Source organism: Sphaerisporangium viridialbum (genome assembly GCF_049674955.1).
Classification (GTDB): Bacteria; Actinomycetota; Actinomycetes; order Streptosporangiales; family Streptosporangiaceae; genus Sphaerisporangium; species Sphaerisporangium viridialbum.
Map to the genome: position 1 here is coordinate 4,472,091 of NZ_CP187232.1, position 23,012 is coordinate 4,495,102.

Sequence of the window (23,012 nt, forward strand, 5' to 3'; positions counted from 1 at the left end):
GCGGCTCGGTGCGGTAGCGGAGCGCAACTGCGCCGCCTGCACTCGGGTGACCGGGGGCATCAAGGGTGCCGCGAGCGTCTGGATCCGAGTGATCTCCCCACGCCATTCGGCAGAGATGCCGTTACCAGGGCGGTGATGCGGCTGGAGAACCATGTCTGTTCCGCAGCGGTCCAGGGGCGCTGCCGCTCGGCGGTGACGGCCGCCGCCATCCGGGCTGGGGTCTGCCAGGAGCCGTCGGCGGTGGCGTGGTTGGCGTAGACGACCTCGCCGTTGCGGCGGAAGACGAACGCGCTGTGCGCGAGGCCTCCGGCGTCGATGGCGGCCGCTCCGCGTTCGACGCCGGCGTAGCAGGCGTCGTGGATCGCCGGGTCGATCAGGCGGCCGTGCCCGACTTCCCGGACCTCGCTCCAGTAGCGATCGAGAATGCCCAGCCGGCTCAAAGCTGCCGGCACTGCCACGATGGCGACCTCGACTTGGAAGCCTCCGGCATGGAAGCGCCGGGCGATGTCCTCACAGGCTCATCGCAGTCTCATAGGCGGCCACGGCGCCGGGGTCGTACGGGCCCGGCTGGACCTGCCCCAGGATGGACTCGGCAGGCGAGGGTGTGTGGTGATCTTCAGCGTTCATGTCCAGCTTTCGGGTCATAGATGCTCGGTCTGGTTGTAGCCGGCGAGCCGAAGCCGCCCGTCGACCTGCCGCCAAGAGGTGACGGAGGCGTTGGCGACCGGACCGGACCGCACGATGCCGGCCACCTCCTGCCAGGACAAGCCCTCGATCACGCGGCGGAGCATCAGGACCACGGCGTCGTGGGCCACAATGAGAACCCTGCGCCCTCGATGGCGCTCGTGCAGTTCTTGGAGCAGGGTGCCCAACCGCGTGGCGATGTCGGCGAACGACTCCCCGCCAGGCGGCCGGTACTGGTATTCACCTGCGCGGCGTCGCCGCAGGGCTTCGGCGGGGAAGCGGGCCTCGATCGCCGCGGTGGTGAGCAGTTCGAGTTCGCCCATCACCCGGTCGCGCAGCCGATCATCGAAATGCGGGGACGGCAGGGACACCGCGTCGCCTGCAGCCGCCAACGCAACTTGGAGGGTCTGCCGGGCACGCAGGTACGGCGAGCACACGACGACCTGCGGGCGCTGGTTGGCGGGCAGGTCTTTCAGGTAGGCGCCGAGCCGAGCGGCTTGCCGATGCCCCAGCGGCGACAGCGGAACCTCGGCGTCCCGCATGGTGAGCCCCGTGTCCAGGGCGCCGCGCGCCTCTGCTGCGGCGAACGCGGCGTTCGCAGTGCTTTGGCCGTGCCGGACGACCGCCAGTCCGGCTAGGCCGACGGCGTCGGGGCCGGCCGGGGGGATCGGCGAAGCAGTGGGAGTCGAACGGGTCTGTGGGTTTGGGGGGAGCTCCAAGGGATCAGGCCTGCCCTTCCTGCGAGCTGCAAGCGCGGAGGACAATGATCCCCTTGCTGTGCGTATCACGAGAGCGCAAGGTGCTGGAGGTACTCACCAGTTGCGGGCCGATAGGACCGAGGTCGTCGTCGAAGTCGTGCTCACCCCGCCAGACGGGCCGGTTTCCGGGGAGCGCCGTTCTGCAGGAAGCCGGTGACGAGGTCGGCGAGCCCGACGGGGTAGACCGTCTCGTGGGACTGGCTCAGTTCGCTCAGCGACCACCATCGCCAGGACAGGATCTCGTCCGGTTGCGTCGCTTTGGCCTGGTCGACGGCGTCGGCGGGGATTCGGGCGATGAAGTACCGCTCGACCTGGCGGGCCGGTCGTCCGGCAACGAGGTGGTCCTTGCTTCGGGTGGCGACCTGAGGGCCGAGGTCCACGCTGGTGACGCCGAGCTCTTCGTGCAGTTCACGCAAAGCCGCGGTGTGGTGGTCCTCCCCGGGCTCCAGCGAGCCGCCGGGGGTGGCCCAGAAGCCGCCGTTCTCGGCGTAGCGCAGCAGCAGCACCCGGTCGCGGGTGTCCAGGACGATGACGCGCGCGGCCTCGCGTAGCTCAGGTGTCATGCGTTCCATTGTCTCGCGGGGTTTGTCTCGCGGGGGGCGCTGCGTTCAATCAGGTAGTCGCCGATGCAGGCGGCATCGAGATCGGCTGCCTGGAAGGTGGCCAGGGCGTGGGCCGGGGTTTCCACGATGGGCTCGCGGTCGTTGAAGGAGGTGTTGAGGACGATCGGAACTCCGGTGAGCCGGCGCAGGTGCTCAAGGAGCGCGGCGAGGCGGGGGGCGGTGGCCGCCTCGACGGTTTGGACGCGGGCGGTCCCGTCGATGTGGGTCACGCCCTGGAGGCGGTCGCGTTTGTCGGCGCGTACGGGTGGTGCCAGGAGCAGGGTGCATGTACAGGTGTCCTGCCCCGCAGGCCGGACGAGCATGGTGAACTACAGCAAGCCCTGGTGGCGCCGCGGCTACAACAGGGCCGATTGCCAGAAGTACGGATGGATCGTCGTTGGAGTTGTCAAAGTGAAGAACTAGTGGAGGGCCATACGCGCGGCGTACGGCTCTTCCCTGGTCTGTCGGTAGGGATGATGCCTCTCCCCCGTTTGATGGCGTGGCGTCATCCCGGCAGTTACACCGAGCATTGTGCGGATGCCGTTACCACGCCCGGCTCCACCGGCGACGGGCGTACGCCAGCTATCGCCGCGTTCATCGCCGGTTCGACGAGTCCGCGCGTCGAATCACACTGTGGGTCGCCGAGTCGCCGCATCATGCTCACTGGCCAGCCGCAACGCTTGTTGCAGCACCTCATCCCCCGGTGCCATCGGCGTATCACCGAACTCCATATCCAACGCCGCCGCCAGGAGCCGGAAATGAGCCAGCAGGCTCCCCCACTGCGCAGCCCCTGGCTCTGAAGCGGCTAGCAATTCCTCGATCCCATCCAGCCAGTCTTCCGCGTCCCTGGTCCGTGCGAGCCCATCACGCTCAACCACCAACGACCGAGCGACCTCAATAACTCGGCGACCATGCCCAGCAGCCCAAGTAACGGTCCGACGCCGACCATGGCTCTCCTGCCGCAGTGCCTCAGGCCGGCGTGGCAAGCGTCGACTGGCCGCCTGCAGCCGCTTGGCATACTGCTCCCCCGCTTGAGGCGTCCTCAGGCCGAGCGCCGCAGCGATCCGGCTCCATGAATACCGGCCTTCCTTGTCCTGTCGACAGACACTGATCATGGCCAGTTCCGCCGCGTCCAGCTGAGCCCGCAGATGACGAGTCAGCGTCAGCACGTCCAAGGCATCCAGCCGAAGCGTGGAGCTCTTCACGCGATGACGGGCCTGGACGTATGCCACGACCTCGGCCGGGCAGTCGGTGTCTGGCGTCAGCGAAGATGACAGTGACCGACGCTGTGACCTGCTCACTGTCAGATAGCTGTGCGTGACCACTCACCGGGCGAGTCATCGAAGTTGGCAGTAGCGGATGATCTTGCAGTGCATGTGACCGCGCGGCCGACCCCAATGAGCAGGACTTCGCCCCATCACCCTCGCGCCCAGCGGAGACGGTCGAGCGGCAGGTCCGGATCTTGCCACCTCCTGCCCTGCCGCATGTAAACTTTTCCTCTCAAAGGTGCGTCTCACCCTTATGGGAATGTTGCTTCGCGGCACCGCTGCGGCCGTCGCCTTTTTCGTCGCTGCCGGGCCGGCCGCCGCCCACGCCGTGGCACCGGCCGGTCAGTGGAGCATCGTCCATGACCACCGCCGTGACTCCTACGACGCGGTAACGGTGACGCCGGGTGGGGCGGTCTGGGTCGCCGGGACGAGGCGCCCGGATCGCGGATCGAGTCGTACCGAGTCGCTCCTGCTCAAGGGCGGCCGGTCCACCTTCAAACGGGTCACCGGGCCGGGCTTCCGAGTGAAGCGGCTGACGTCGGCGTCCGACACCAGGGTCTGGGCGTTCGGCGCGTCGCGGTACGCCCGGTGGGACGGCAAGCGCTGGCAGGTCAAGCGATGGCGCTATGGCCGGGTGGATCGGGCGTACGCCATCGGCAAGAACCTGTGGGTCATCGAGAACTCAAATACGTTCCCCGCGGCCGGTGACGCCGGGTGGAAGGCGCAGTCCACGCTGCGGCGCCTGGCCGGGTCGGTGCGGCGCAAGGTCGACACGCCGATTGTGGTCAGAGGACTCGACGGCAAGTGGGCGGCGGGCTCGGTGCGGGGCACGGCGGCTCTGGCCCGCTGGACCGGCGCGGCCTGGCGCGCGGTTACGCTTCCCGCGATTCCGTCCGCACGCTCGGACCAGATCTCGGAGTTGACGGATGTCGCGGTCGACGGTGAGACCGGCCGGGTGATGGCCGTCGGCTGGGTCGCCTGGCCGTGCGGCAGTGCGAAGCGCTCCTTCTGCGGTGAGACTTTGCTGCTGTCGGGCTATCTGGGCGGCTTTAACTTCGAGGTCCGTGGTGAACCGGGCATCCAGCCGCGCGCCCAGGCGGAGCCCGACGGCAGAGGTGGGGCCTGGGTCGTCTACGACGCCAAGGGCGGAGGCAGCGGGTTTCTGCACATCGGCGCCGACAGTGTCGAGCCGGGCGCCTTTCCGGCTCCGCCGAACCAGAACGCGTTCGTCCATGACCTCGCCATCCAGCCGGAGAGCGGTTCCGTCTGGGCGGTCGGCGCGGCACCTTCTGGCCGCAGCGGTTTGATCTGGGCCCACGGCCGCTGAGTCGGCTGCGGCGATCCAAACCATGCCTGGTCGCTGCTGCCGCCAGAAGTCGCCGCCGAGCTGGAGCAGAAATCACAAGGGTGTAGCTCGTTTTCAAGGACCTGTTGACCTGGGATGGTGAGGCTCTGCTTCTGCTCACGCCGCTGACGATCCGGCCGCCGAGGACTGGGCCGCCACTCATGCGCTCACCGTGCTGGCCGGTCACGTCGAGGACGCTGCGGCCGTCATCGACGCCCAGGCCACCGCCGTCGGCCTGACCCGTGATCGCCGCGGCGGCGTGGATGCCTGCATCCGCTACCTGAGGGGCAACGCCGCGTTCTTACGCTATGACCAGGCATTGGCCTCCGGTTGGCCGATCGCCACCGGTGTCATTGAGGGAGCGTCTTCGATTTCCTGTGGTTGTCTGAGCATTTCAGACATGTCGAGTCGGTGTGGCCGTTCCCGCGCGGGGTCCATAGTCCGCGCTGAGGCGCAGGACGGGGGTGGCGCGGGCGCGGTGGAAACCGGTCCGGTGCTGGAAATCGCGTGCACGACCTGACCGGACCACCGCAAGGTGGCCGCTCTGGGGTTCGTGTCCCGCCGGACGCCGTCCCACCACGGTGGGGGCGGGAACCGTACGCCACTCCGGCACACGGCGGAAAGCCTGAGGAGAGAGCCCGGCCCCACCCCGAACGCTTCGTACGGGCCGTCCGGGGCGCTTAGGCGTGGGCCGACCCTTACCCGGGGTGCGGCCGGGGCGGCCGGGGCGGTCGGGGCGGTCGGGGCGGTCGGGGCGGGTGAAAGTGAATCGCCCCGGGTTCGGTGGAGACTCGTTTCCTTGAGAGGATCGAGTTCATGGCACCGAAGTCTCCCTATCCAGCTGAACTGCGCAAACATGCAGTGCGGATGGTCGCCGAGGTCCGGCCGGATTACCCGACCGAGTGGGCCGCGATCAACGCGGTCGCCGCGGAGTGCATCCTCGACTTGACGGTGCTGGAAGGCCCACCTGTTCTCGCCGAGGGGGCGGGCGCGGTCGCCCATCTCGCCGGCCCAGGACAAGTGCTTCTCGGTGCCGGTGTCGGACAGGCGGATCTGGGCGATGAGGTGCTTGCCCTTGACGCGGTTGAGGCGACGACCTCGACCTTGAGGGTTCTCGGTTATGGTACTGCGGGTTTCGGCCACGGCCTCGGGTGTCCTGACCCGAGGCCGTGGCGGTGGCCGGGGGAGCGCTGGTGGCCGGGGCGCTCGACGTCGGCGCGGCGTCCTTCATCGGCAGTACCCCGCGCCCGGCCGCCGTAGAGATTGCACCAGCGAGGCCTACGGCGACTCCATGCGAACCCGTAGCAACCAAGCGGGGTTGTCCCAGCCGCACTTGAAGTCGATGACGATTCCCGCGCCCATCATGTCTCGCCCGCGCTGCCTGTACGCTTCGTGAGTGGCGTAGTTCGTGAACGGCACCCACACCGCTTCATCGAGGTCTGGACCTGAATTCGCTGCGTTGATCCCGCTTGAGCGACCGCGGTCGTGAAGAGGGCTCCACCGCACATCAGGACTGCCGCCGACACCGGCGCCGTGGCTGGCGGTACGTTCCGCTATGACTGGTCCGTCACTCCCGGTCCATCACTCCCGGTCTGTTGTTTGCCGCGCAGGGGGGCTCCCGCGGCGTGCAGGTGGCGCAGGGCCTGCCCCCACGAGGCCAGCAGCCCGGACTCGGCGTAGTCCACGCCCAGCGCCCGGCAGTGCTCGCGTACGATCGGCTGTGCCCTGCGCAGGTTGCACGTCGGCATGCTGGGGAACAGGTGGTGCTCGATCTGGTAGTTGAGACCGCCCAGCGCGGTGTTCACCACCCGGCCGCCCCGGACGTTGCGGGAGGTGAGGACCTGACGGCGGAGGAAGTCCAGCTCGTCCTCGGCGGTCATCATCGGCATGCCCTTGTGGTTGGGGGCGAACGTGCAGCCGAGGTAGAGGCCGAAGCATGCCTGGTGGACGAGGAGGAACAGCACCGCCCTGCCGGGCGGCAGCACCGCGAAGACCGCTACGAAGTAGGCGGCGAAGTGCGCGAGCAGCAGCAGCGCCTCGGCGCCGCGGTTCTTCAGCGTGCGGCGGCGCATCGCCCTGAGGCTGGACACGTGCAGGTTCCAGCCCTCCAGCGTGAGCAGGGGGAAGAACAGGAAGGCCTGCCAGCGGCCGACGAATCGGGGCAGCCCTCGGCTGGCCTCGGCCTGCTTGGCCGACCAGATCAGCACGTCCGGCGCGACGTCCGGGTCGTGGTCTTCATGGTTGGGATTGGCGTGGTGGCGGGTGTGCTTGTCCTGCCACCAGCCGTAGCTGAGTCCCACGCACAGGTTGCCCACGAACAGTCCTGCGACCCGGCTGGTCCGCCGGCTGCGGAATACCTGGCCGTGCGCCAGGTCGTGGGCCAGTAATGTGACCTGGGCGAACGCCACGGCGAGCAGGGCTGCGACGAGGAACTGCCACGAGGAATCGCCGACGGCGGCGAACGCCGCCCAGCTCCCGGCGAACAGGCCCGCCACGAGGCTGGCTCGGGTCGCGTAGTACCAGGGCCGCCGGTCCAGCAGGCCCTCCTGCGTGATGCGGCGCGACAGACTGGCGAAGTCGCTGCCCCGCTGGGCTCGGGTGATGGACGCGGTTGCCAAGAGGCCCTCCGGTACTCGGGTCTGATCAGTCGTCTCGGGGTGGGTAGGTGCGATGCCCGCCCAGGCTGCGCAGCGGCTCGGCGATGAGACCGCGCCGCTCGTAGTAGCGCAGCGTCTGGATGTCGGGGGCGGCAAGTACCCCTGAAAGGGGCAGCGGGCTGACCTTGCGCCGGCAGGACGGCTGTGGGCCGCACTGGACCGGTGGCTCGGCACGATCAGCCCGGCTGGCCGTTTCGGAGTGCGCTGGGTCAGCGGCCGGCGAGCTCGGCGAAGATCTCCACCAGTTCGGGCCGGTCGACCGGGCCGACATGGGGTGCCGCGACGCTTCGCACGTCAGTGGGGTTGTCCGGAGTGAGGCGGTCGGCCTCAGCGATGAATCGGTCCTGCAGCGCCGGCGGGATCAGCCGGTCGAGGGTGAGGCGCACATACGTCCGGGGAATGCGGCCCCAGGTGTGTGCTTCGCCCCGCGCTTCAGCCAGGGGAATGCTGGCGGTCTCGTCCGGTTCGAGCATGGCGAGCAGCCGGCTCACCTCTTCGTCGGTGAAGTCTCCGGCAAGGCATTGCTTGACTCCTTGGAACACCGCCGGGTCGGCCGAGCGCCAGTTGAGCCGGCTCACTCCCAGGACCGCCGGATCGGCAACCATGGCCGCGGTCACCTGGGGGAGCAGGCTGTCGCTGTTTTCCGGCGTTTCGAGATAGGCGGCCATGTTCGGCAGGTCCACGCAGCAGTACGCCGCGACGTAGACGACGCGTTCGAGCAGTTCGGGGATGGCGTTGCCGACTCTGCTCACGGTGACGCCGCCCTGGCTCATGCCGGCCAGGATCACGGGGCCGTGGCGGCGGGCTCGGCGCACCACGGCCACGACGTGTTCGACGTAGTCGTCGATAGTGATCTTGGCGAGTGGCGATGGTTCGGTTGCCAGCGCCTGGAGGTCCTGCGGGGCCTGGTAGGAACGGGGGTAGAACGCCTCGCGGCCGTGTCCCGGAAGGTCGACGGCCACGCATCGGTGCCCGCGCAGGGTGAGTTCGCTGGTCAGGCCCGAAGCCCAGGCCGACGAGGAGTTGGTGCCGTGGATGAACACCAGGGTCGGCGGTCGCCGATCGGCTTCGCGGGCCTCGGCTTCGTGGTTCGTCGTCATGGACGTTGTCTCCTTTTGTCTGGTGGACGGGTGGTGTGAATGGGCGGTCAACGGTGTGGTGGGCGCCACATCGGCCACAGGAGCGGGCTGTCCGCCACGCGAACCGGCTCGCCGAGATCCTCGAATCCGTGCCGCTGGTAGAGGGCGCGACTCCGGGGCGAACTCGCCTCCAGATACGCGGCGAGCCCGTCGGCGTCCGCTCGCTCCAGTCGGTGCCGCAACATCGCCGAGCCGAGTCCGGCGCCCTGCCGCCCGCTGATCACCCCCATACAGGGGAGGTAGAGGTGCGGTTCGCGATCGGGATGCCGTGGGGCCAGCGCCTGGCCCAGGGCCAGCAACCGCGCGCCGTTCTCACCGAAGACCGTCTCCTGACTCGCCTCGGGCGCGTCCGGACGCTCCTCATAGGGCGTCTGGCCCGCGGCCAGCGTCAGCCATACCGAGGCGCCCTCGCGGCGGCCGGTCAGATAGGCCTCGGCGGCGCGATGGGTGAGCAGGGGGCGGTAGAAGTTCGCCTGGAGACGACCTCGTTCGTCGGCCTTGGGGAAGAGCCAGCAGACGAGGGGATCGTTCATGAACGCCTCGATCAGGACGTCCAGCACCGCCTGCCGGTCTGCGTCGTCCGCCCGCCGCACGGATGCGTACGGTGTATCAACTGTCATGCGTACATCGTATTGATACTGCAGGTTAAAACTGGCATATTTCCAGTTCTAGCGCGATAAAGTGAACTAGTACTGAAAGAATTGGACTAGTACACTCTGGGCGGGCAGCAACCTCACCAACGGATCGGGAGCCCTATGCCATCGTCAACGCAGCGACCGGAACCGCCATACCTGCGGATCGTCGCGGAGATCCGCGCCCGAATCCTGACCGGCGACCTGCGGCCCGGAGACCGGGTGCCGTCCATCCGGGAGATCGCCCAGCGATGGGGCGTCGCGGTCGCGACCGCGACCAGAGCGATGGCCGCTCTCCGCGACGACGGGCTGGTTGAGACGAAGGTCGGCGCCGGCACGGTGGTCAGCACCCGCACGGGCCCGACCCAGCCCGTCGGCCCGACCATGTCACCGACACCGCGGCGGGCCGGCGCCCCCAAGCAGGCACTGAACCGCAAGCGAACTCTCCGCACCGCCATCGCGATCGCCGACACCGAGGGACTCGACGCCGTGTCCATGCGGCGACTCGCGGCCGAGCTCGGTGTCGGTCCGATGTCGCTGTACCGGCACGTGTCGAGCAAGGACGAATTGGTGACGCAGATGACCGACGAGGTCTTCGGCGAACCAGAGCTACCCGTCCCGGGACCAGACGGTTGGCGAGCCAAGCTCGAACTGATCTCCCGCCTGCAATGGGAGCTGTGCCGGCGACACCTCTGGCTGCCCAGGGCCATCTCGTTCACGCGCCCGTTGCTGGTGCCCAACATGATGGCGCACACCGAGTGGACCCTGCGCGCACTCGACGGGCTTGGACTGCCCATGACAACACGGATCCGCGAGGCGCTCACGCTGCACGCACTGGTCCACACCGTTGCGCTGTCCACGGCGGACGAGATCGAAGCCGAGCAGGAGACCGGTATGACGCTCGACCGGTGGTGGCTGACCCAGCGAAAGCGGGCCGACGAACTCCTCCACTCCGGACGATTTCCGCTGCTGGCCACGGTTACCGGGGAAACGGTGTCGGACGTGGACGGATTGTTCGAGTACAGCCTTGCCCGCCATCTCGACGGTTTCGCCGCCCTGGTGCAGGATCAGGCCCGAACGCGCCCGTAGTCCTGTCTCATCAGAAATCTCCGACGCCCGCGGCAACCTACTCCAGTAGCCGGACTCGTTGGGACGTACAAGAGCGCAGCTCATGAAGATGGTCCCGCGCCGCACGGTGTGCAAGATCGCCCCGTTGGTGAATGGGAAGTCACGAACCGTGATCTTTCCGCCGATCACCTGGATCTTCCGGCATGCCGACGCCGAGCCCCGCGCCGAGCTGGGGTTCCGGCAAGACTCGCGTCACCAGGTACACGTGATTGCGTTATTGCAGGTGGAGGCCAGGGCGATACCGGCCAATGCGCGCACCCTGTCAGATCGATCTTCGCCATGCTCCAGGCGAGCACCTGATCGCACGGCCAACTGGCCGCATCATCGCTGGCCAGCGATATCCGCCCGATTTTCGGCGGCAACTACGGCTACCCCGAGAAATCCCAGAGTTCCCGCGAACCCAAAGGTCGAGTCCAGGCTGTTGGGGTGGTCTGGGGGGTTGTGCACCCTTGGGTTCGCCGGCCCCCAAGGCCGTCTACGGTCAGCCGTTCCCGGAGCGGTACCGGGCGGCGCTCAGGGCCCGGCGACGCGAGACCACCCCGGCCCGGCGAGCAGTCAAGGCGCCTGAGCTACTGTACGGGGCCAACCCCCGCGTGAGCAGGCGTCCTCTGCCAGGGCGGCGCCCAGCACCGGACCGAGTCATCTTCGACGGGGGCCGGCACACGGCTCCCCGGCTTCACCACCACGACAAAAACCTCAACGAAGAGGAAGAGGCTTCACCGATCCCGAGACCCCTTCAACCGTCAAAGCGGCGTGCTCTGTACGGAGAACGCCCAGGTCCTGGAGCTATGGCCACGATGGAGGGCTCAGGGAACTGTGGGGTTATCCCTTAATATCATCGCCCTCCCTGCCAAACTAGACAGAGGCAACAAAAAGGAGGGAGGGGATGCAGCCCAGCACTCGAGGACCTCGACTGTGAGAAGCCATTGCGCGATCGTGAGTTTGGGTTTCACAACCTCGTCCGATGGCGGCCACGAGCCGGAGCCGGGAACGCTGGGTATCCAGTGGGCGATCTGATCCCAACCGGCCCTTCGAATGCTGCGCGCAAGATCGACCCGCTGGCGATTGCCTCTCACTGTCTCGATGCTGACGTCGTTGTCCATGCACCCGTCGATGAGCCCCCACTGGTGAAAAGGCATCGCGATGATCAAGCCGACACTCATACCGGGCATAGTGTCGAGACTGTGAAGGGCAGTCAAGGCGGATCACAAGTAGGCACCGGGTATGGCGGCGCCGAGGACGGGGCGGTGAAGGTGTTGCGGAGTGATCATGACGCCGGTGACGCGGGTGGCGAGTGCCAGGGCCGCCGGGATGGGGTTGTCGATGGAGTCGTCGGCGGCCGGATCGATGCCCAGCTCACGGAGGTGATGATTGAGCCGGTCGGGATCCGCGCCCTGCCTGTCGATGGGGAATCCCGGGTTGATGTCGGTGATGAGCTGGCCGTCGACGGCGTAGGCGATGTGGTGCTGGGCGTAGTCATGCCGGTGCACTGCCACGGCCTCTCCGCCATTGCGTGACAAGGCGCCCAAAACCTCCCATTGTGCGCCACGCCGGCCGCAGTCCTCGATCGCGACGGTCCAGCCTCCGATGCGCCTCACGGTGATGACCTCCGGTCCTTCCGGCATGGAGTGGTCCCCATCTTTGATCAGCCGAATGTCCTCGTCCGCGGCGCCGAGCCGGCGCAGCACCTCGCGCTCGTCGAGCTCGCGAACGAAAACGATCGTGTAGATGTCCCCGAGCCGGCTGTCATCCTTTCCCTGCCATTCGTAATCCTCCGGCGATGCGCCGGGGGTTCTCGCGGTGGCGCGGACCATCTCGAACGTTCTCGCCTGCTCGAGGATCTCGGGATGGGCGGCGAAGAAGGCCTCGGTGATTTCTGGAGCCTCCGGGCCACGCTCACTGACCAGGTAGCCGTTCGCTCTCGCCCAGTCCTGGATTTGAGTGCGACCGAGCTTGGGCGTCCGGTAGGTGATGCGGAGGGGGGTGAAGTCGGTATCGGACATGATCAGAAACTACCGATAGGTTTGATGCCCTGTCTGCCTTGCGCTTCTCCCGGCAGGCCCGGCCTGGGAGATGTAACCCTTTCCCAGGGGCGTAATCCTTCGCCGGCCAGGAGCAGCGCTGCCTCAGGCAAGTCCAGGTCTTCGACGGTCTCGGATGGGTGCAGGTGGTGGGGTGCGCCTGGTTCCCAGAGGGCGAGCGGTTTGAGCAGAGCGGGGTCGATGGTTCTGATCTTGAGGTGGTTGAGGACCCGGTCGGTGACCGAGGTGGGGTGGTAGTCGCTGCAGAATTCGTGCCAGAGGGTTCCGGCCCAGGGATCGAAGCGGCGTTGGTCCATGAAGTAGCGCAGCGCGTCCAGCAGGCTGCCGGTGAAGCAGAGTTCATCGATGATGAGCATCGCGGCCGCGCTGAGCAGCGGCCCCGGCTGGTAAGAGAGCAGATCACCGCAGAGCTGCCGGGCGGCGGGTCCGCCGGTCAGCGCTAGCTGGTCGCGGAGGTGGCAGAACTCGTGGAAGGCCCACCACAGGTGGGCATCGGTGCCGGTGGGCAGCATCTCGGGGGTGCCCAGATAGATGGTCAGCCGGAACAGCAGTTCGTAGAGGTCCCAGTAGCGCTTGGCCGGTTCGACGGGGCCCTCGCGCGGGCAGTGCAGGCGGGTGAGAAGGTCGCGTTGGACGTGCAGCAGTCTGTCGTTCTTGAGCGGCTGGCAGGTGATGCCGGCCAGTTTTCTGGCGGCAGTTGCGGACGCCGACGATGCGCCCCTGCGGCCCGAACGGTCCGTTGCATTCGCGCCGGTAGCGGGGCGTGTCGCCGACGCTGATCCTGGTGTGGCAGCTGGGGCACCAGCCGATCAGATAGACGCGGTGGATGGGGCAGACCACGCAGGGCAGCAGGTGCCAGGTGATGCGCCAGATCGGGTCGGGGTCGGCCAGGCAGCGCGGGCAGACGGCCGCGGTGTCGGTGCGCCAGGGCCAGGGGCGGGTGTTGGTGGTGCCGGTCCAGCTGTAGGTGATGAACTGGCCGCCCTGACCGACCAGCGCCATGCGCATCATGGCGCGGGCGCGTAGGCCGGTGGCGTCGCGCAGGTTCTCGAAGATGTACTCGCCGTCGTAGATGGTGAGGAAGTCCTCGCCCAGGGTGTAACGCTGCGGGGTGTAGGCGGGCAGTCCGAGCAGGGGCGCGATGGTGTCGCGGTGGCTGTGCTGGGTCTCGACCAGGCGGAAGAACCAGGAGTGGAAGGCCTCGCCATCGGCCGGCGAGGGCACCAGGGCCAGCCGGCGCATCGGCGGCCGGTCCGGTTGCCGCTCCTCGAGCTCGAGGTGATGCCGGATCATCCGGTGCCCGTGTTCTGGCCGGAAGCGGGCGGGGCCTTCTTGGTGCTGCGCCGAGCGGCTGCTTGGCGGCGGGCTTGGGTCTTGGCGTAGTCGACCTCGTCGTCGTGGCCGAGCACCACGCTGTCCATGATGGCGCGGGTGAGCGCTTCGACGCCGGTGTCCATCGCCGTGTGAGCGGCCTCTTTGAACAGCATGGCCAGTGAGCCGATGTAGCCGGAGGTGCGTTCATGCAGGTAGCGCCAGTGATGCCGGGTCAGATCGTCAGGCTGGTGATCGAGCAGGATCAGATTGCTCTCGAAATGACGCACCAGCGACATCCAGGTGCGTTGCTGCTGCTCGGTGGCGATCTGAAGCGGGGCCAGGTGCTGCAGGTCGGCGAAGCGGGAGCCGAACTGCCCGGCCCGGCCGCGCTCGTGCCCGCCCGGGGCGGTGCCGGCCTTGCCCGGGCGGGTGCGGGGCGGGGCTCCGTCGGTGAACAGGTTGCCCTGATCCAGCAGGATCCCGGCGCCGACGATGGTGACCGCGGCGTGGTTGGCCAGGTTCTTGATGTGGTCGTTGGTTTCCTGCCCGCCGTCGCGGATCTTGTCCAGCATGTGCAGGTCATCCAGGAGCAGCAGTTCGGCGCCGCAGGCCTCGATCGCGTCCAGCACGGGATCGGTGAGAGTCCACTTCGTCGCCGTGCGGCCGGGGTTCGGGACGTGCAGGAACTTGCCGATGGCCTGCGACAGCATGCCCGCGGTCGCGCCGGTGCTGGCGCTGATATAGATCACCGGCACCCGGTCGCCGAGAAAGTCTCCGCGGAAGTCGGCCGGTGACACTCCTGGGTCGGGAGCCAAGTCGGGGTGGCGGCGACGCCAGTCCAGCTCGCACTCCTTGCCGATCAATTTGAGCAGGGATGTTTTGCCGCAGTGCCCGGGCCCGTTGATGATCGCGCTGTGAAAGGTGGCGTCCTGGCTGTATTGGCCCTGGGTCAGCTTCGGCTTCAGCGCGGCCAGCACGCGCAGGACCTGCGGATGCTTGATGAACGGCGGGTTGGCGTTGCAGATCTTGCGCTGCTCATCGAAGGGGTCCTGCCGTTCGGCGGCCCAGCTCTCGTACTCGCCGCGGCTGACCGGCTCCGGCCGTGCGGGTGCCGGGCGAGCGCAGAACTCGCGCCACTGCTCCTTGGTGCGTGGCTGCGCGACCCGCTTTCTCATGCGCCGGCCGGGCCCCGCGGTGCCCCGGGATCCCAGATCTCAAACTCCTCCAGGTCGGCCAGGTCCACCACAGCTTCCTCCACCGGCTCCTCCTCGCCGGCGGGAGGGACCAGGGTGAGCGCCGGTGGCGGTTCCTCCTGCTCGCCGATCTGGGCGCGAGCTTGATCGCGTTTGATGGCGCGCGCGTCCTCGCGGGCCCGCAGCAGCTCGCGGCGGGTGCGCGCGGTCGCCGACTCGGGCGCGTCCATCCGGCGCTGCAGATCCACCAGGGCATCAGCGATGTCCTGCTGGCTCGGCTCCCGCAGCCCGCCGTCGAGGAGCAGTTTGCGGGCCTGCTCGACCATCCGCGAGGTGAACGGGATGGCCGGATCCGGCAGATGCGTCCAGAACAGCACGTGCCAGGCGCCTTCGAGGAAGATGAACATCCTGCTGGGGTCGCCCGGGTTGTAGCGGATCGGCCATTTCCTGCCCTTGCCCGGGACCGGCGAGATCGCCCGCCGGTAGTTGCCCAGGATCGGATCGTCGTAGATGAGGTAGTCGCGCTGCACTCCCTCCGGGCGGATCACCCGGTACTCGATGGGGAGCCTCTTGCAGTAGTGGTGCGCGGCCGGTGGGCAGACGATGTAGCCGTAGCGGGCCACCATCAGGCTGTAGACCTGGTTCGGTGACATCTCCAGCTCGGGGAACCCCGGGACGACCAGACCGGAATGCGTCCGCCGCTGGTAGATGGCCACCACGTACTCGGCGAAGAACTCCTCCAGGTCCTCCAGGCTCCACCGCGCGGCGTGGTCCACCAGCCGGCCCCGACTGGAGGTGTCGGAGCCCTTGTAACCGGCGACATGCTTGGCGAAATCTTCATTGACAGTGCCAAACGCCCGTTCGATGTTGGCCTTGCCGGTCGGGTTGGCCTTGCGGGCCAGGCCCAGGTTGATCCCCAGGTCGAGGCATGCCTCGCGTAGCGCGTCGGACAGGTTGACCTTGGCGTGGTCGACCAGGATCGTCTCCGGCCAGATCACCGGCCGGGCCGCGGCCAGCTCCAGCCGCTCCTCCAGGTCCACCTCACGGGTGATGGGCAGGCGCAGCATCCGGAAGGCCAGCGCCTGCTTCCAGCCCGGCCGCATCGGCTCCGGCGTGACCGCGTCGTTGAGCAGCATCACCACGTCGACCGCCCGGGTGTCGCCGACCGTCATCCGCCAGGCCAGCAGCGTCCGGGTCGCGACGTCGATCGCCAGCACGAGGTGCACCTTATGGGTGACGTCTCCGATCGGGTCGTAGGCGATCACGTCCAGCGGGGTGGCGTCGATCATCACCACCTGCCCCGGCCGCACCGCCTCGTCCGGCCGGTAGGAACGCTGCGGCCGCGCCGCCGCGCTGCGCCGCGACGTAGCCCGGCCGAAGGTGTACTGACCCGGCAGCAGCGTCTCGATATAGCGGGCGATGGTCGAGGTCGAGGGCAGCGTCACCACTTCCGGCCCATGCTCGTGATCCAGCCGATCCTGCAGCCGCCGATAGAACCGATCCAGACCGCCGGTGGAGTCCTCCCGTTCGCCGACCCGGTGCTGGGCGATGATCGCATCCAGCACTCGGCGATCAGCGCGGGCCAGCGGATCACGCACGACGGCTCCGCGCCCGTCGATCAAGCCGTTGCGCTGCTCTTCGCGGTAACGTCGCAGTTTGCGCCATACCGTCGTCTGACCCATGCCGAGTTCGGCGGCCTTGGCCTTGACCCGGTCACTCACCCGGGGATTCAACCTCGGATCGTAGGCAGGCCGCGGCTCGCCCGGCTCCGCCCGCTCCGGATCGCCGCTGCGGTAGCCGGTCCTGATCTCGTTCAGGTGCGCTTCGAGATCCCGCACTGAGGCCGCTTTGTCCTCGGCTAGGCCGTCCAGCAACGCTCCCCTATCGACCTTGCTGGGGAGCAGGTCGACGGGGCTTTCGCTCAGCAGCCGGAACCCGGGCGCCGCCATCAAGGCCGCGATGTAGATGGCCGTCCACTCTCCACCGGCCGACCGCAGGTGAACCTCGCTGCCGCTCTGACCGACCACCTGGTGGCGTTCGTCGCCGAAACACACCCACGTGCCCATGGCCAGCCGACGGCCACCAGCCTCATCCGGCTCGCTCATGGCCGTGCTCCGGCATCGCTGTTCGCCGAAGCTGCCCAGACCCTAGTAGTGTCCTCCAGCGGCCGGGTCAGGTTCGCCGCCAGTTCCCCGGTCCAGCACAGGTGCAGCACGACCGCGCGAGCCACCAGCGGTTCGGCGGCGAAGCTGACCAACTGCCCCAGCGGCTCCGGCTCCCCGGCCAGGGCCAGCAACTGCGCACGGTAGTCGCTCACCCCCACCATCTCGCGGCGATAGCCCGCCAACGCCAGCACGTTGATCGTGCGCTGCCGTCCGGGCGGCTCGCCGATCAGCTCATAACCCCAGCCCGCCACCTCGCAGCAGGCCGCCACCCGCTCAGCAGTCGTCCTCACCCTCGCGTCGTTCAGCCGGGCAGGGTTCTTGACCTCCATCACCGTCGCCGAGCCGTCCACCCGGCGGACGAACAGGTCCGGCGTGGCCTTCCACGCGCCGAGATCATCCACGCCGAACAGCTGCATCGGCTGCCCGGAAAAGCCGCTCACCTCGGGCTCGAAGTCCAGCAGCGTCATCCAGACGCTCTCCAGATACGACTCGCATTCGATCATCCGATTCGTCGTGGAGGACCAGTGCGTGTTCGGTGTGTGCGCCTGATCGGCCCGATGCGGGATCCGCCGGATCGCGCCGCAGTTCTCGAACGCCACCTCGGCGGCCTCGGCCAGCGAACACTGCTCTTTCTGCCCGTCCGGATGCAGAAAGCGGACCTGGACGCTGCGTAGCTGCAGGTCGGCAGCCTTCATCGCGTCTCCCGAGACCGTAAGAAGCGGCTGCTCGCATTCATCCAGAGCGTCGGCACGCGGAGCAGAATCGTGTGACGAAGGTCACGGTAGCGCTCTGTGGTTGACTTCGTCATCACTTTCCGGGCCAAGCATCTGAGGCCAAGCCCGTTGGCCTCAGAACCATCGATCTACCACTTTTCTCGCCTCGCTCACGACCTGCGAGCTTGCCCACCGAGCACAGCATCCAAGGCTGCTGTGAAAACCGATGGCAGATCCACCTGCACCAACGGATCTGGCCGCCGCTCCTTCCACCTAATCCGCGCGGCCGCGGCCAGTGGCATCAACCGGGCCACCAACTCCGACTCCCCCTCCGCGACGGCCACCTCCAGGGCCACCGCCAGCAGTCCCGCAGCTACCGACGTCGTCCGCGGAACCATCCCGAAGCGGCCCACTGGCCCCGCCCTGTTCCACCGCTGCCCAGTAGCCTCTGCGGCCAGCGCCCCCCGGCCATCCGGGGTCACATTCAACAGGGGTAGAACCTCCGGCACCCCTAACCGAATCAGCATCGCCGTCGCTTTCAAGGCCGCGAACCACTGACCGGCACTCACCACCTGGCCCGCGATCAGCGCAGGCTGGCGACGCGTCGCCACCTTGAGCACGAGCTGCTGCTGATCGGCGAGTTCGTTGCTCACCGTGCTCGTGCTGATCTGTGGGATCGGCTGGTCGCATACAGCCCCGCTGAGGAGCGCACCGCACTGCAACGGAGCCGGCATCCGTGAGCGAGACAGACGGCCCGGCTGACCGGCCGGGCCCCGTCGCACGGGAACGCGGCATCTCGGGCAGTGATCCACCAGCAGCACCCGATGCGCGGGACAAACCGCGGCCCAGCCCAGCTTCCACCAGACCTGCCACACTCCCTCCGAAGCCGCTAGGCACTTCGGGCATGCCCGGCTGCCGAAGAACTGCACCCACTCACGGCCCTCTGCCCGACGGACTGACTCCCTATCCCCCACGGGAACGCCTGCCAGGTCCACGGCCGAGCCGTCGAACACCTCCAGGTGCGTACCACGCACGATCTCGGCGCTTACGCCTGTCGCAGCATCGATCGCTCTGCACATCTTCTGTGTCGCAACGATGCCGTACGCCAGTGAACGAACGTCACTTGACGCGCGTACATCCAGCCCTAACGCCTCGACCATCGTCCACGGCGGGCATCCGTTCTGCAGGGCCATACGATCAACCCACGACGCGAACGACTCGCCGCACGCCGGTGCCACCACCAACGCCAGTCGCCGGGGCCAGATCGCCATCATTTCTTGGGCCGAACCTCCTGCCGTACACGCCCCTACTGCCAACCCCGATGTCGCGCTTCCATGTCCGCTTCCATCTGAGGTGACGCACTTCCATCTGCAAGGCCGTCAGACAAACAGTCCCCCGGCTCGGCAGGCCGCTTGACGAATCAAATGAACGGTCTTTTAATTTACCCATGGGGCGTATCGCCGGCGTCACCGCCGCTGAGACGCGCGAGCGGTTGCTGCGGGCGGCCGCCGACGTGTTCGCCGAGCGCGGGTACGACGGCACGCGCGTGGCCGACATCGCCGCAGCCGCGGGAGTGAGCAACGGCGCGCTGTACGCGCACTTCGGCTCGAAGGCCGAGCTGATCGTGACCGCGCTGCGGGCGCACGGGCGGCAGCTGCTGGCCACCCTGTTCGCCACCGATCCCAACCGGTCGATCACGGAGCTGCTCCTCGTCATCGGCCGCTGGCTGCCGCGCCGTCGCGACGCTCCCGGCTACCTCATCGTCGAGGCGCTCGTCGCGGCCCGCCGCGACGAGGACGTCGCCCGTCCGATGCGCGACTACGTCGGCGAGCGGGCCGACTGGATCGCCGAGCTGGTACGCGCGGCCCAGGGCGGCGGCGAGCTGGATCCCGCGCTGTCGCCGGACGCGCTGGCCCACTTCTGCCTGCTGCTGGCGATGGGCAGCGCGCTGATCACGCCCGACCTGCACGCCGTCGACGATGTGGAGTGGTCGGCGTTGCTCACCCGTGTCGTGGGCGCCCTCGCCCCACCGACGACATCCCCGCACAAAGAGCGGAGCATCCCGCAGTGAAAGTACGAATCGGTCCTGAGCGCTGCCAGGGACACGGCCGCTGCTACGACCTGGCCCCCGGCCTGTTCAAGGAGGACGACGAGGGCTACGGGCAGGTCATCGGCGACGGCGTCGTGCCTCCGGGCGAGGAGCGGGCGGCCCGCCTTGCCGTGTCCAACTGCCCGGAACGAGCGATCGACATCAGCGAGGAGGCGTGAGATGACCGTCGACGACCGCTTCACCCAGGACTTCCGGGAGACACGCGCGGACGCGCCTCTCGGCACGCGCAATGAGGTCATCACCGGTCCGGTCTCCGACTGGGCGACCGGCTTCTCCCACCTCGAACCCGAATGGGCGGCCGACCCGTACCCCATCCAGGACGACCTGCGGCAGCGCTGCCCCATCGCGCACACCGACCGCTTCGGCGGTGGCTGGCTCCCGACCCGCTACGAGGACGTCGCGGCGATCGCCTACGACACCGAGCGCTTCTCCTCGCGGTCGGTCATCATGAGCAACTTCCGGCCGCCCCGCGAGCTGGCGCCGGTGGGCGGCACGCCGCCGATCTCCTCCGATCCGCCGTTCCACCACGACGCGCGCAAGCTGCTGCTGCCCGCGTTCACCAAGGCCGCGGTCGCCAAGCGAGAGGCCGCGACCAGAGCGTTGTGCCACAGCCTCATCGACGCGTTCGAGGGCCGGAATGTCGTCGACGCCGCCCGCGACTACGCCCAGTACATCCCCATGCGGGTCATCGCCGACATGCTCGGGTTCCCGCCTGAGGACGGCCCGCGGTTCGCTGAGTTCATCGAGAACGCGCTCGAAGGCGTCAACCTGCCGACGGAGGAGCGCATCGCGCGCATGGGGCAGCTGTTCGACTACCTGCTCGCGCAGATCCGCGACCACCTCGACAACCCGCGCGAGGACCTCACGACGTACCTCATCAACGCCGAGCTGTACGGCCGCAAGCTCGATCCGGCCCACGTGGCAGGCACGATGGCGCTGTTGCTCATCGCCGGCATCGACACCACCTGGAGCGCGATCGGCGCGTCACTGTGGCATCTGGCCAGGACCCCGGGCGACCGGGAGCGCCTGGTCGCCGAGCCTGAGCTGCTGCCGACCGCGATGGAGGAGTTCCTCCGGGCCTACGCGCCGGTCACGATGGCCCGGCTGGTCAAGGAGGACATGCACTGGAACGGCGTCGACATGAAGGCCGACGACTGGATCCTGCTGTCGTTCCCGGCGGCGAACCGCGACCCCGAGCAGTTCGACCGGGCGGACGAGGTCGTCATCGACCGCGAGGTCAACCGGCACGCCGCGTTCGGCCTCGGCATCCACCGCTGCGTCGGCTCGCACCTGGCGCGCATGGAACTGCGGGTCGCGCTCGACGTCTGGCTGGAGCGGATCCCGGACTTCAGCCTGGCGGACCCGGCGGAGGTGACCTGGGCCGCGGGCCAGGTGCGCGGCCCCCGCACGCTCCCCCTCCGCATCGGCTGACCACGGCCCCGGGTCTTCAGACAGTCGTCAACCCGTCGAATTAAGCCTCCATCGCCGGATAGTAGGAGTCGAAATCCGGCTCAGGGGAAGCAGCTCGCGGGTGTGTCGCTCAGCGGGGAGACGCGGCGATCCGTACGCGGTGGCTGTCGTTGCCGGAGAGGAACGACGCCAGCGCCCGCCCCTGCTCGGCCACGGTGGTGCGGTCGGCTCGAGAGAAGCGGCGCAGCGGGGAGACGATCACGGTGCCGGCCTTGACGCTCCAGGTCGCGGCGACCCGGCCGTCGACCAGGACAACGCGAGCGCCGGCGACCGACAGGCCGCGGTGGGCGTCGTCGATGATCCGGCTGCGGTCGTGGTAACCGAGGAGCGCGTTGTCGAACGCCGGCAGGAACCGCACCGGGGCGGGTGTGTCGGGGTCGGGGCGCGGCGCGTCGGGGAGGTCCAGCAGTTCCCGGCCTCGCTCGTCGCGAAAGGTGACCAGCTCCTCGCGTATCGCGGCCACCGCGGCCGGCAGTCCGGCGAGGCCGCACCAGGCGCGCAGGTCCGCCGCGGCGGCGGGGCCGAACGCGGCTAGATAGCGCCGTACCAGCGCTTCGCCGACCGGATCGGAGCCCTTCGGGGCCGGCGGGTCGATCTCGCGCCCCAGCCAGGAGGAGAGCAGGACGTTGCGTACTCCCGCCTTCGTGCGCCACAGCCCGCGCGGCGGCAGCTGCGCCACCGGGACGAGGGCGGCGATCAGCATTTCGCCCAGCGCCCGCGGTTCCGGCGCCGGCCAGCGCTCGGCCAGCGCCCGCGCGAGCTCGGTCATCGAGCGGGGCTCGTCGTCGGACATCACCGCCCGGCCTGCCGTCGCGAGCTCGTCGAGGTCTACCCCGGCGAGCTCGCGGCGGTAGTTCCCGAGTACCCGTTGGCGCAGCATGATGTCGTGGCGGGCCCGCCAGGCCAGGGTGTCGTCGGCGGTCAGGAGGTGGACGGTGCGGCGCATGAGGTGGGTCCGCACCACGCTCCGCCGGATCAGCAGGTCCGAGAGCACCGCCGGGTCGAACGCGCGCAGCCGCGACCAGAGCCCGACGAACGGTTCCTGTGGTTCCTGCGCCTGCAGGCCGCACAGGTGCGCCACGGCGTCGAGGACCGGCACGTCGGCGTGATCGAGCAGCAACTGCCGGGCGAGCGTCGCGCGGTTGAGCGCCCGGGTGTCGAGAACGGTCATCGGCTCATCCCGCAGCGCGCTCGTCGGCCGCTCGCGGGAGTGGTGCCGCTCGCTCGCCGAGTCGCTCGTCGCTGAGCCCGCGGATGGTGCTGGTCAGGGCGGATCGCGTGGTCGCGAGCGCGGCGAGCAGGTCGCCCCGCTCGGCGTCGAGGGTTGAGGGAGGCATGGTGGTCACGGCGTGCGGGCCCTTCGGGTTGTTGTCGTTGACTGGCACGCGACAACAGTCGCAGGAGAAGCGGCCAGGGAGTGGCCGCTTCTCAGCGGGGGCGGCCGGAATACCCCCAGAAAGGGGCCGCGGGTTGCTGTAGTCGCAGCTCAGCGGGTGCGGTGGTAGACGTGATTATCCCCAGTGGTTCAGGGTCAGCGGGCGCGGCGACGTTGGGCGGGGTCGGTTTCGGCGGTGATGCGCGCGGAGGTCTCTTCGCTGAGTCGCACGTAGCGGCCGAGGCTGGCCAGGTGCTGGTGGCGGCTCTTGGGGGTCAGCCCACATAAGCCCAAAACCCACATTAGGATGATCTTGAAGGGTTGAGTGGCGGGGTTAATGAAGCTGTGATCTTCTTCGCCTCTTATGTGCGTGTTCGTCTCGCTACGGTGTGTCCCATCCGTTGGCGGGGTGAGCCG

26 protein-coding genes and 1 pseudogene are annotated in these 23,012 nt (G+C 68.4%); 6 read left to right on the plus strand and 21 right to left on the minus strand.

The genetic code is table 11. The annotated features are described in order from the left end of the window. Window positions 1-59 precede the first annotated feature (59 nt). The 6 genes from ACOZ38_RS19965 to ACOZ38_RS19990 all read right to left on the minus strand — a co-directional run bounded on the left by ACOZ38_RS19965 (window position 60) and on the right by ACOZ38_RS19990 (window position 3,219). Entirely contained in the window at window positions 60-506 is a 447-nt protein-coding gene (locus ACOZ38_RS19965) for a zeta toxin family protein (protein ID WP_424537051.1), read from the minus strand. A 4-nt stretch (window positions 507-510) separates the two neighbouring features. Beyond that, complete coding sequence (locus ACOZ38_RS19970; RefSeq protein WP_424532557.1) at window positions 511-645, minus strand: hypothetical protein; 135 nt, start codon at window positions 643-645, stop codon at window positions 511-513. Then, a complete protein-coding gene (locus ACOZ38_RS19975) occupies window positions 642-1,352 on the minus strand; it encodes a histidine phosphatase family protein (RefSeq protein ID WP_424537052.1) in 711 nt (236 codons plus the stop codon). The genes ACOZ38_RS19970 and ACOZ38_RS19975 overlap by 4 nt, the downstream gene beginning before the upstream one ends. Window positions 1,353-1,543: 191 nt before the next feature. Further along, window positions 1,544-2,005, minus strand: coding sequence for an NUDIX hydrolase (locus ACOZ38_RS19980; protein ID WP_424532558.1), 462 nt, complete (start codon window positions 2,003-2,005; stop codon window positions 1,544-1,546). Further along, the gene (locus ACOZ38_RS19985; protein ID WP_424532560.1) at window positions 2,002-2,367 is read right to left on the minus strand and encodes a carbamoyltransferase C-terminal domain-containing protein; all 366 of its coding nucleotides are present in this window, start codon (window positions 2,365-2,367) and stop codon (window positions 2,002-2,004) included. The genes ACOZ38_RS19980 and ACOZ38_RS19985 overlap by 4 nt, the downstream gene beginning before the upstream one ends. A 303-nt stretch (window positions 2,368-2,670) precedes the next feature. Beyond that, window positions 2,671-3,219, minus strand: a complete 549-nt coding sequence (locus ACOZ38_RS19990; protein ID WP_424532562.1) for a hypothetical protein — start codon at window positions 3,217-3,219, stop codon at window positions 2,671-2,673. A 346-nt stretch (window positions 3,220-3,565) separates the two neighbouring features. On the opposite strand from ACOZ38_RS19990, the gene ACOZ38_RS19995 reads away from it, so the two are divergent. Together ACOZ38_RS19995 and ACOZ38_RS20000 are read left to right on the plus strand one after the other, a co-directional pair. Continuing rightward, on the plus strand, window positions 3,566-4,639 hold the full coding sequence (locus ACOZ38_RS19995) for a hypothetical protein (protein WP_424532563.1): 1,074 nt from the start codon (window positions 3,566-3,568) through the stop codon (window positions 4,637-4,639). A 190-nt stretch (window positions 4,640-4,829) separates the two neighbouring features. Then, on the plus strand, window positions 4,830-5,177 hold the full coding sequence (locus tag ACOZ38_RS20000) for a hypothetical protein (RefSeq protein WP_424532564.1): 348 nt from the start codon (window positions 4,830-4,832) through the stop codon (window positions 5,175-5,177). Window positions 5,178-6,210: 1,033 nt separating this feature from the next. On the opposite strand, the gene ACOZ38_RS20005 is transcribed toward ACOZ38_RS20000, so the two are convergent. From ACOZ38_RS20005 to ACOZ38_RS20020, 4 genes are read right to left on the minus strand one after another with little or no spacing between them, the layout of a single operon-like run. Continuing rightward, window positions 6,211-7,275: a fatty acid desaturase family protein gene (locus ACOZ38_RS20005; RefSeq protein WP_424532566.1), complete on the minus strand. Its 1,065-nt coding sequence runs from the start codon at window positions 7,273-7,275 to the stop codon at window positions 6,211-6,213. Between the two features lie 25 nt (window positions 7,276-7,300). After that, window positions 7,301-7,585: a MerR family DNA-binding transcriptional regulator gene (locus ACOZ38_RS20010; protein ID WP_424532568.1), complete on the minus strand. Its 285-nt coding sequence runs from the start codon at window positions 7,583-7,585 to the stop codon at window positions 7,301-7,303. Further along, on the minus strand, window positions 7,524-8,492 hold the full coding sequence (locus ACOZ38_RS20015) for an alpha/beta fold hydrolase (RefSeq protein WP_424532570.1): 969 nt from the start codon (window positions 8,490-8,492) through the stop codon (window positions 7,524-7,526). Before ACOZ38_RS20015 ends, ACOZ38_RS20010 begins: the two co-directional genes overlap by 62 nt. Continuing rightward, entirely contained in the window at window positions 8,462-9,073 is a 612-nt protein-coding gene (locus ACOZ38_RS20020) for a GNAT family N-acetyltransferase (protein WP_424532571.1), read from the minus strand. The genes ACOZ38_RS20015 and ACOZ38_RS20020 overlap by 31 nt, the downstream gene beginning before the upstream one ends. Before the next feature lie 135 nt (window positions 9,074-9,208). Here ACOZ38_RS20020 and ACOZ38_RS20025 point away from each other — a divergent pair, with 135 nt between their 5' ends. After that, window positions 9,209-10,174, plus strand: coding sequence for a GntR family transcriptional regulator (locus ACOZ38_RS20025; RefSeq protein WP_424532573.1), 966 nt, complete (start codon window positions 9,209-9,211; stop codon window positions 10,172-10,174). Between the two features lie 1,244 nt (window positions 10,175-11,418). Here ACOZ38_RS20025 and ACOZ38_RS20030 read toward each other — a convergent pair. The 8 genes and pseudogenes from ACOZ38_RS20030 to ACOZ38_RS20065 form a co-directional block, all read right to left on the minus strand. Continuing rightward, window positions 11,419-12,216, minus strand: coding sequence for a DUF6461 domain-containing protein (locus tag ACOZ38_RS20030; RefSeq protein ID WP_424532574.1), 798 nt, complete (start codon window positions 12,214-12,216; stop codon window positions 11,419-11,421). Between the two features lie 2 nt (window positions 12,217-12,218). Next, the gene (locus tag ACOZ38_RS20035) at window positions 12,219-12,611 is read right to left on the minus strand and encodes a hypothetical protein (RefSeq protein WP_424532576.1); all 393 of its coding nucleotides are present in this window, start codon (window positions 12,609-12,611) and stop codon (window positions 12,219-12,221) included. Between the two features lie 43 nt (window positions 12,612-12,654). After that, a complete protein-coding gene (locus tag ACOZ38_RS20040) occupies window positions 12,655-13,548 on the minus strand; it encodes a TniQ family protein (protein ID WP_424532578.1) in 894 nt (297 codons plus the stop codon). Continuing rightward, window positions 13,545-14,744, minus strand: a complete 1,200-nt coding sequence (locus ACOZ38_RS20045; protein WP_424532580.1) for a TniB family NTP-binding protein — start codon at window positions 14,742-14,744, stop codon at window positions 13,545-13,547. The genes ACOZ38_RS20040 and ACOZ38_RS20045 overlap by 4 nt, the downstream gene beginning before the upstream one ends. Beyond that, complete coding sequence (locus ACOZ38_RS20050; RefSeq protein ID WP_424532582.1) at window positions 14,741-16,867, minus strand: hypothetical protein; 2,127 nt, start codon at window positions 16,865-16,867, stop codon at window positions 14,741-14,743. The genes ACOZ38_RS20045 and ACOZ38_RS20050 overlap by 4 nt, the downstream gene beginning before the upstream one ends. Continuing rightward, window positions 16,864-17,622 carry a TnsA-like heteromeric transposase endonuclease subunit gene (locus ACOZ38_RS20055; protein WP_424532584.1) on the minus strand — a complete coding sequence of 253 codons (759 nt, stop codon included), beginning with the start codon at window positions 17,620-17,622 and terminating at the stop codon, window positions 16,864-16,866. Before ACOZ38_RS20055 ends, ACOZ38_RS20050 begins: the two co-directional genes overlap by 4 nt. Before the next feature lie 188 nt (window positions 17,623-17,810). Then, window positions 17,811-18,293, minus strand: coding sequence for a hypothetical protein (locus tag ACOZ38_RS20060; protein WP_424537212.1), 483 nt, complete (start codon window positions 18,291-18,293; stop codon window positions 17,811-17,813). A gap of 171 nt (window positions 18,294-18,464) precedes the next feature. Continuing rightward, window positions 18,465-18,914: pseudogene (locus ACOZ38_RS20065) on the minus strand (TniQ family protein); the annotation flags it as partial. A 173-nt stretch (window positions 18,915-19,087) separates the two neighbouring features. Between ACOZ38_RS20065 and ACOZ38_RS20070 the strand changes: the two are divergent. The 3 genes from ACOZ38_RS20070 to ACOZ38_RS20080 are packed head-to-tail and all read left to right on the plus strand — an operon-like array spanning window position 19,088 to window position 21,181. Continuing rightward, complete coding sequence (locus tag ACOZ38_RS20070; protein WP_424532585.1) at window positions 19,088-19,711, plus strand: TetR family transcriptional regulator; 624 nt, start codon at window positions 19,088-19,090, stop codon at window positions 19,709-19,711. Further along, window positions 19,708-19,908 carry a ferredoxin gene (locus ACOZ38_RS20075; RefSeq protein WP_405149034.1) on the plus strand — a complete coding sequence of 67 codons (201 nt, stop codon included), beginning with the start codon at window positions 19,708-19,710 and terminating at the stop codon, window positions 19,906-19,908. The genes ACOZ38_RS20070 and ACOZ38_RS20075 overlap by 4 nt, the downstream gene beginning before the upstream one ends. Window position 19,909: 1 nt before the next feature. Next, window positions 19,910-21,181: a cytochrome P450 gene (locus tag ACOZ38_RS20080; protein WP_424532586.1), complete on the plus strand. Its 1,272-nt coding sequence runs from the start codon at window positions 19,910-19,912 to the stop codon at window positions 21,179-21,181. 109 nt (window positions 21,182-21,290) lie between these two features. On the opposite strand, the gene ACOZ38_RS20085 is transcribed toward ACOZ38_RS20080, so the two are convergent. From ACOZ38_RS20085 to ACOZ38_RS20095, 3 genes are all read right to left on the minus strand, one after another. Next, window positions 21,291-22,391 carry a winged helix DNA-binding domain-containing protein gene (locus ACOZ38_RS20085; protein ID WP_424532588.1) on the minus strand — a complete coding sequence of 367 codons (1,101 nt, stop codon included), beginning with the start codon at window positions 22,389-22,391 and terminating at the stop codon, window positions 21,291-21,293. A 4-nt stretch (window positions 22,392-22,395) separates the two neighbouring features. Continuing rightward, window positions 22,396-22,605, minus strand: a complete 210-nt coding sequence (locus tag ACOZ38_RS20090) for a hypothetical protein (RefSeq protein WP_424532590.1) — start codon at window positions 22,603-22,605, stop codon at window positions 22,396-22,398. A gap of 146 nt (window positions 22,606-22,751) precedes the next feature. Then, window positions 22,752-22,898 (minus strand): hypothetical protein, encoded by a 147-nt coding sequence (locus tag ACOZ38_RS20095; protein ID WP_424532591.1) that lies wholly within the window; start codon window positions 22,896-22,898, stop codon window positions 22,752-22,754. Window positions 22,899-23,012 lie beyond the last annotated feature (114 nt).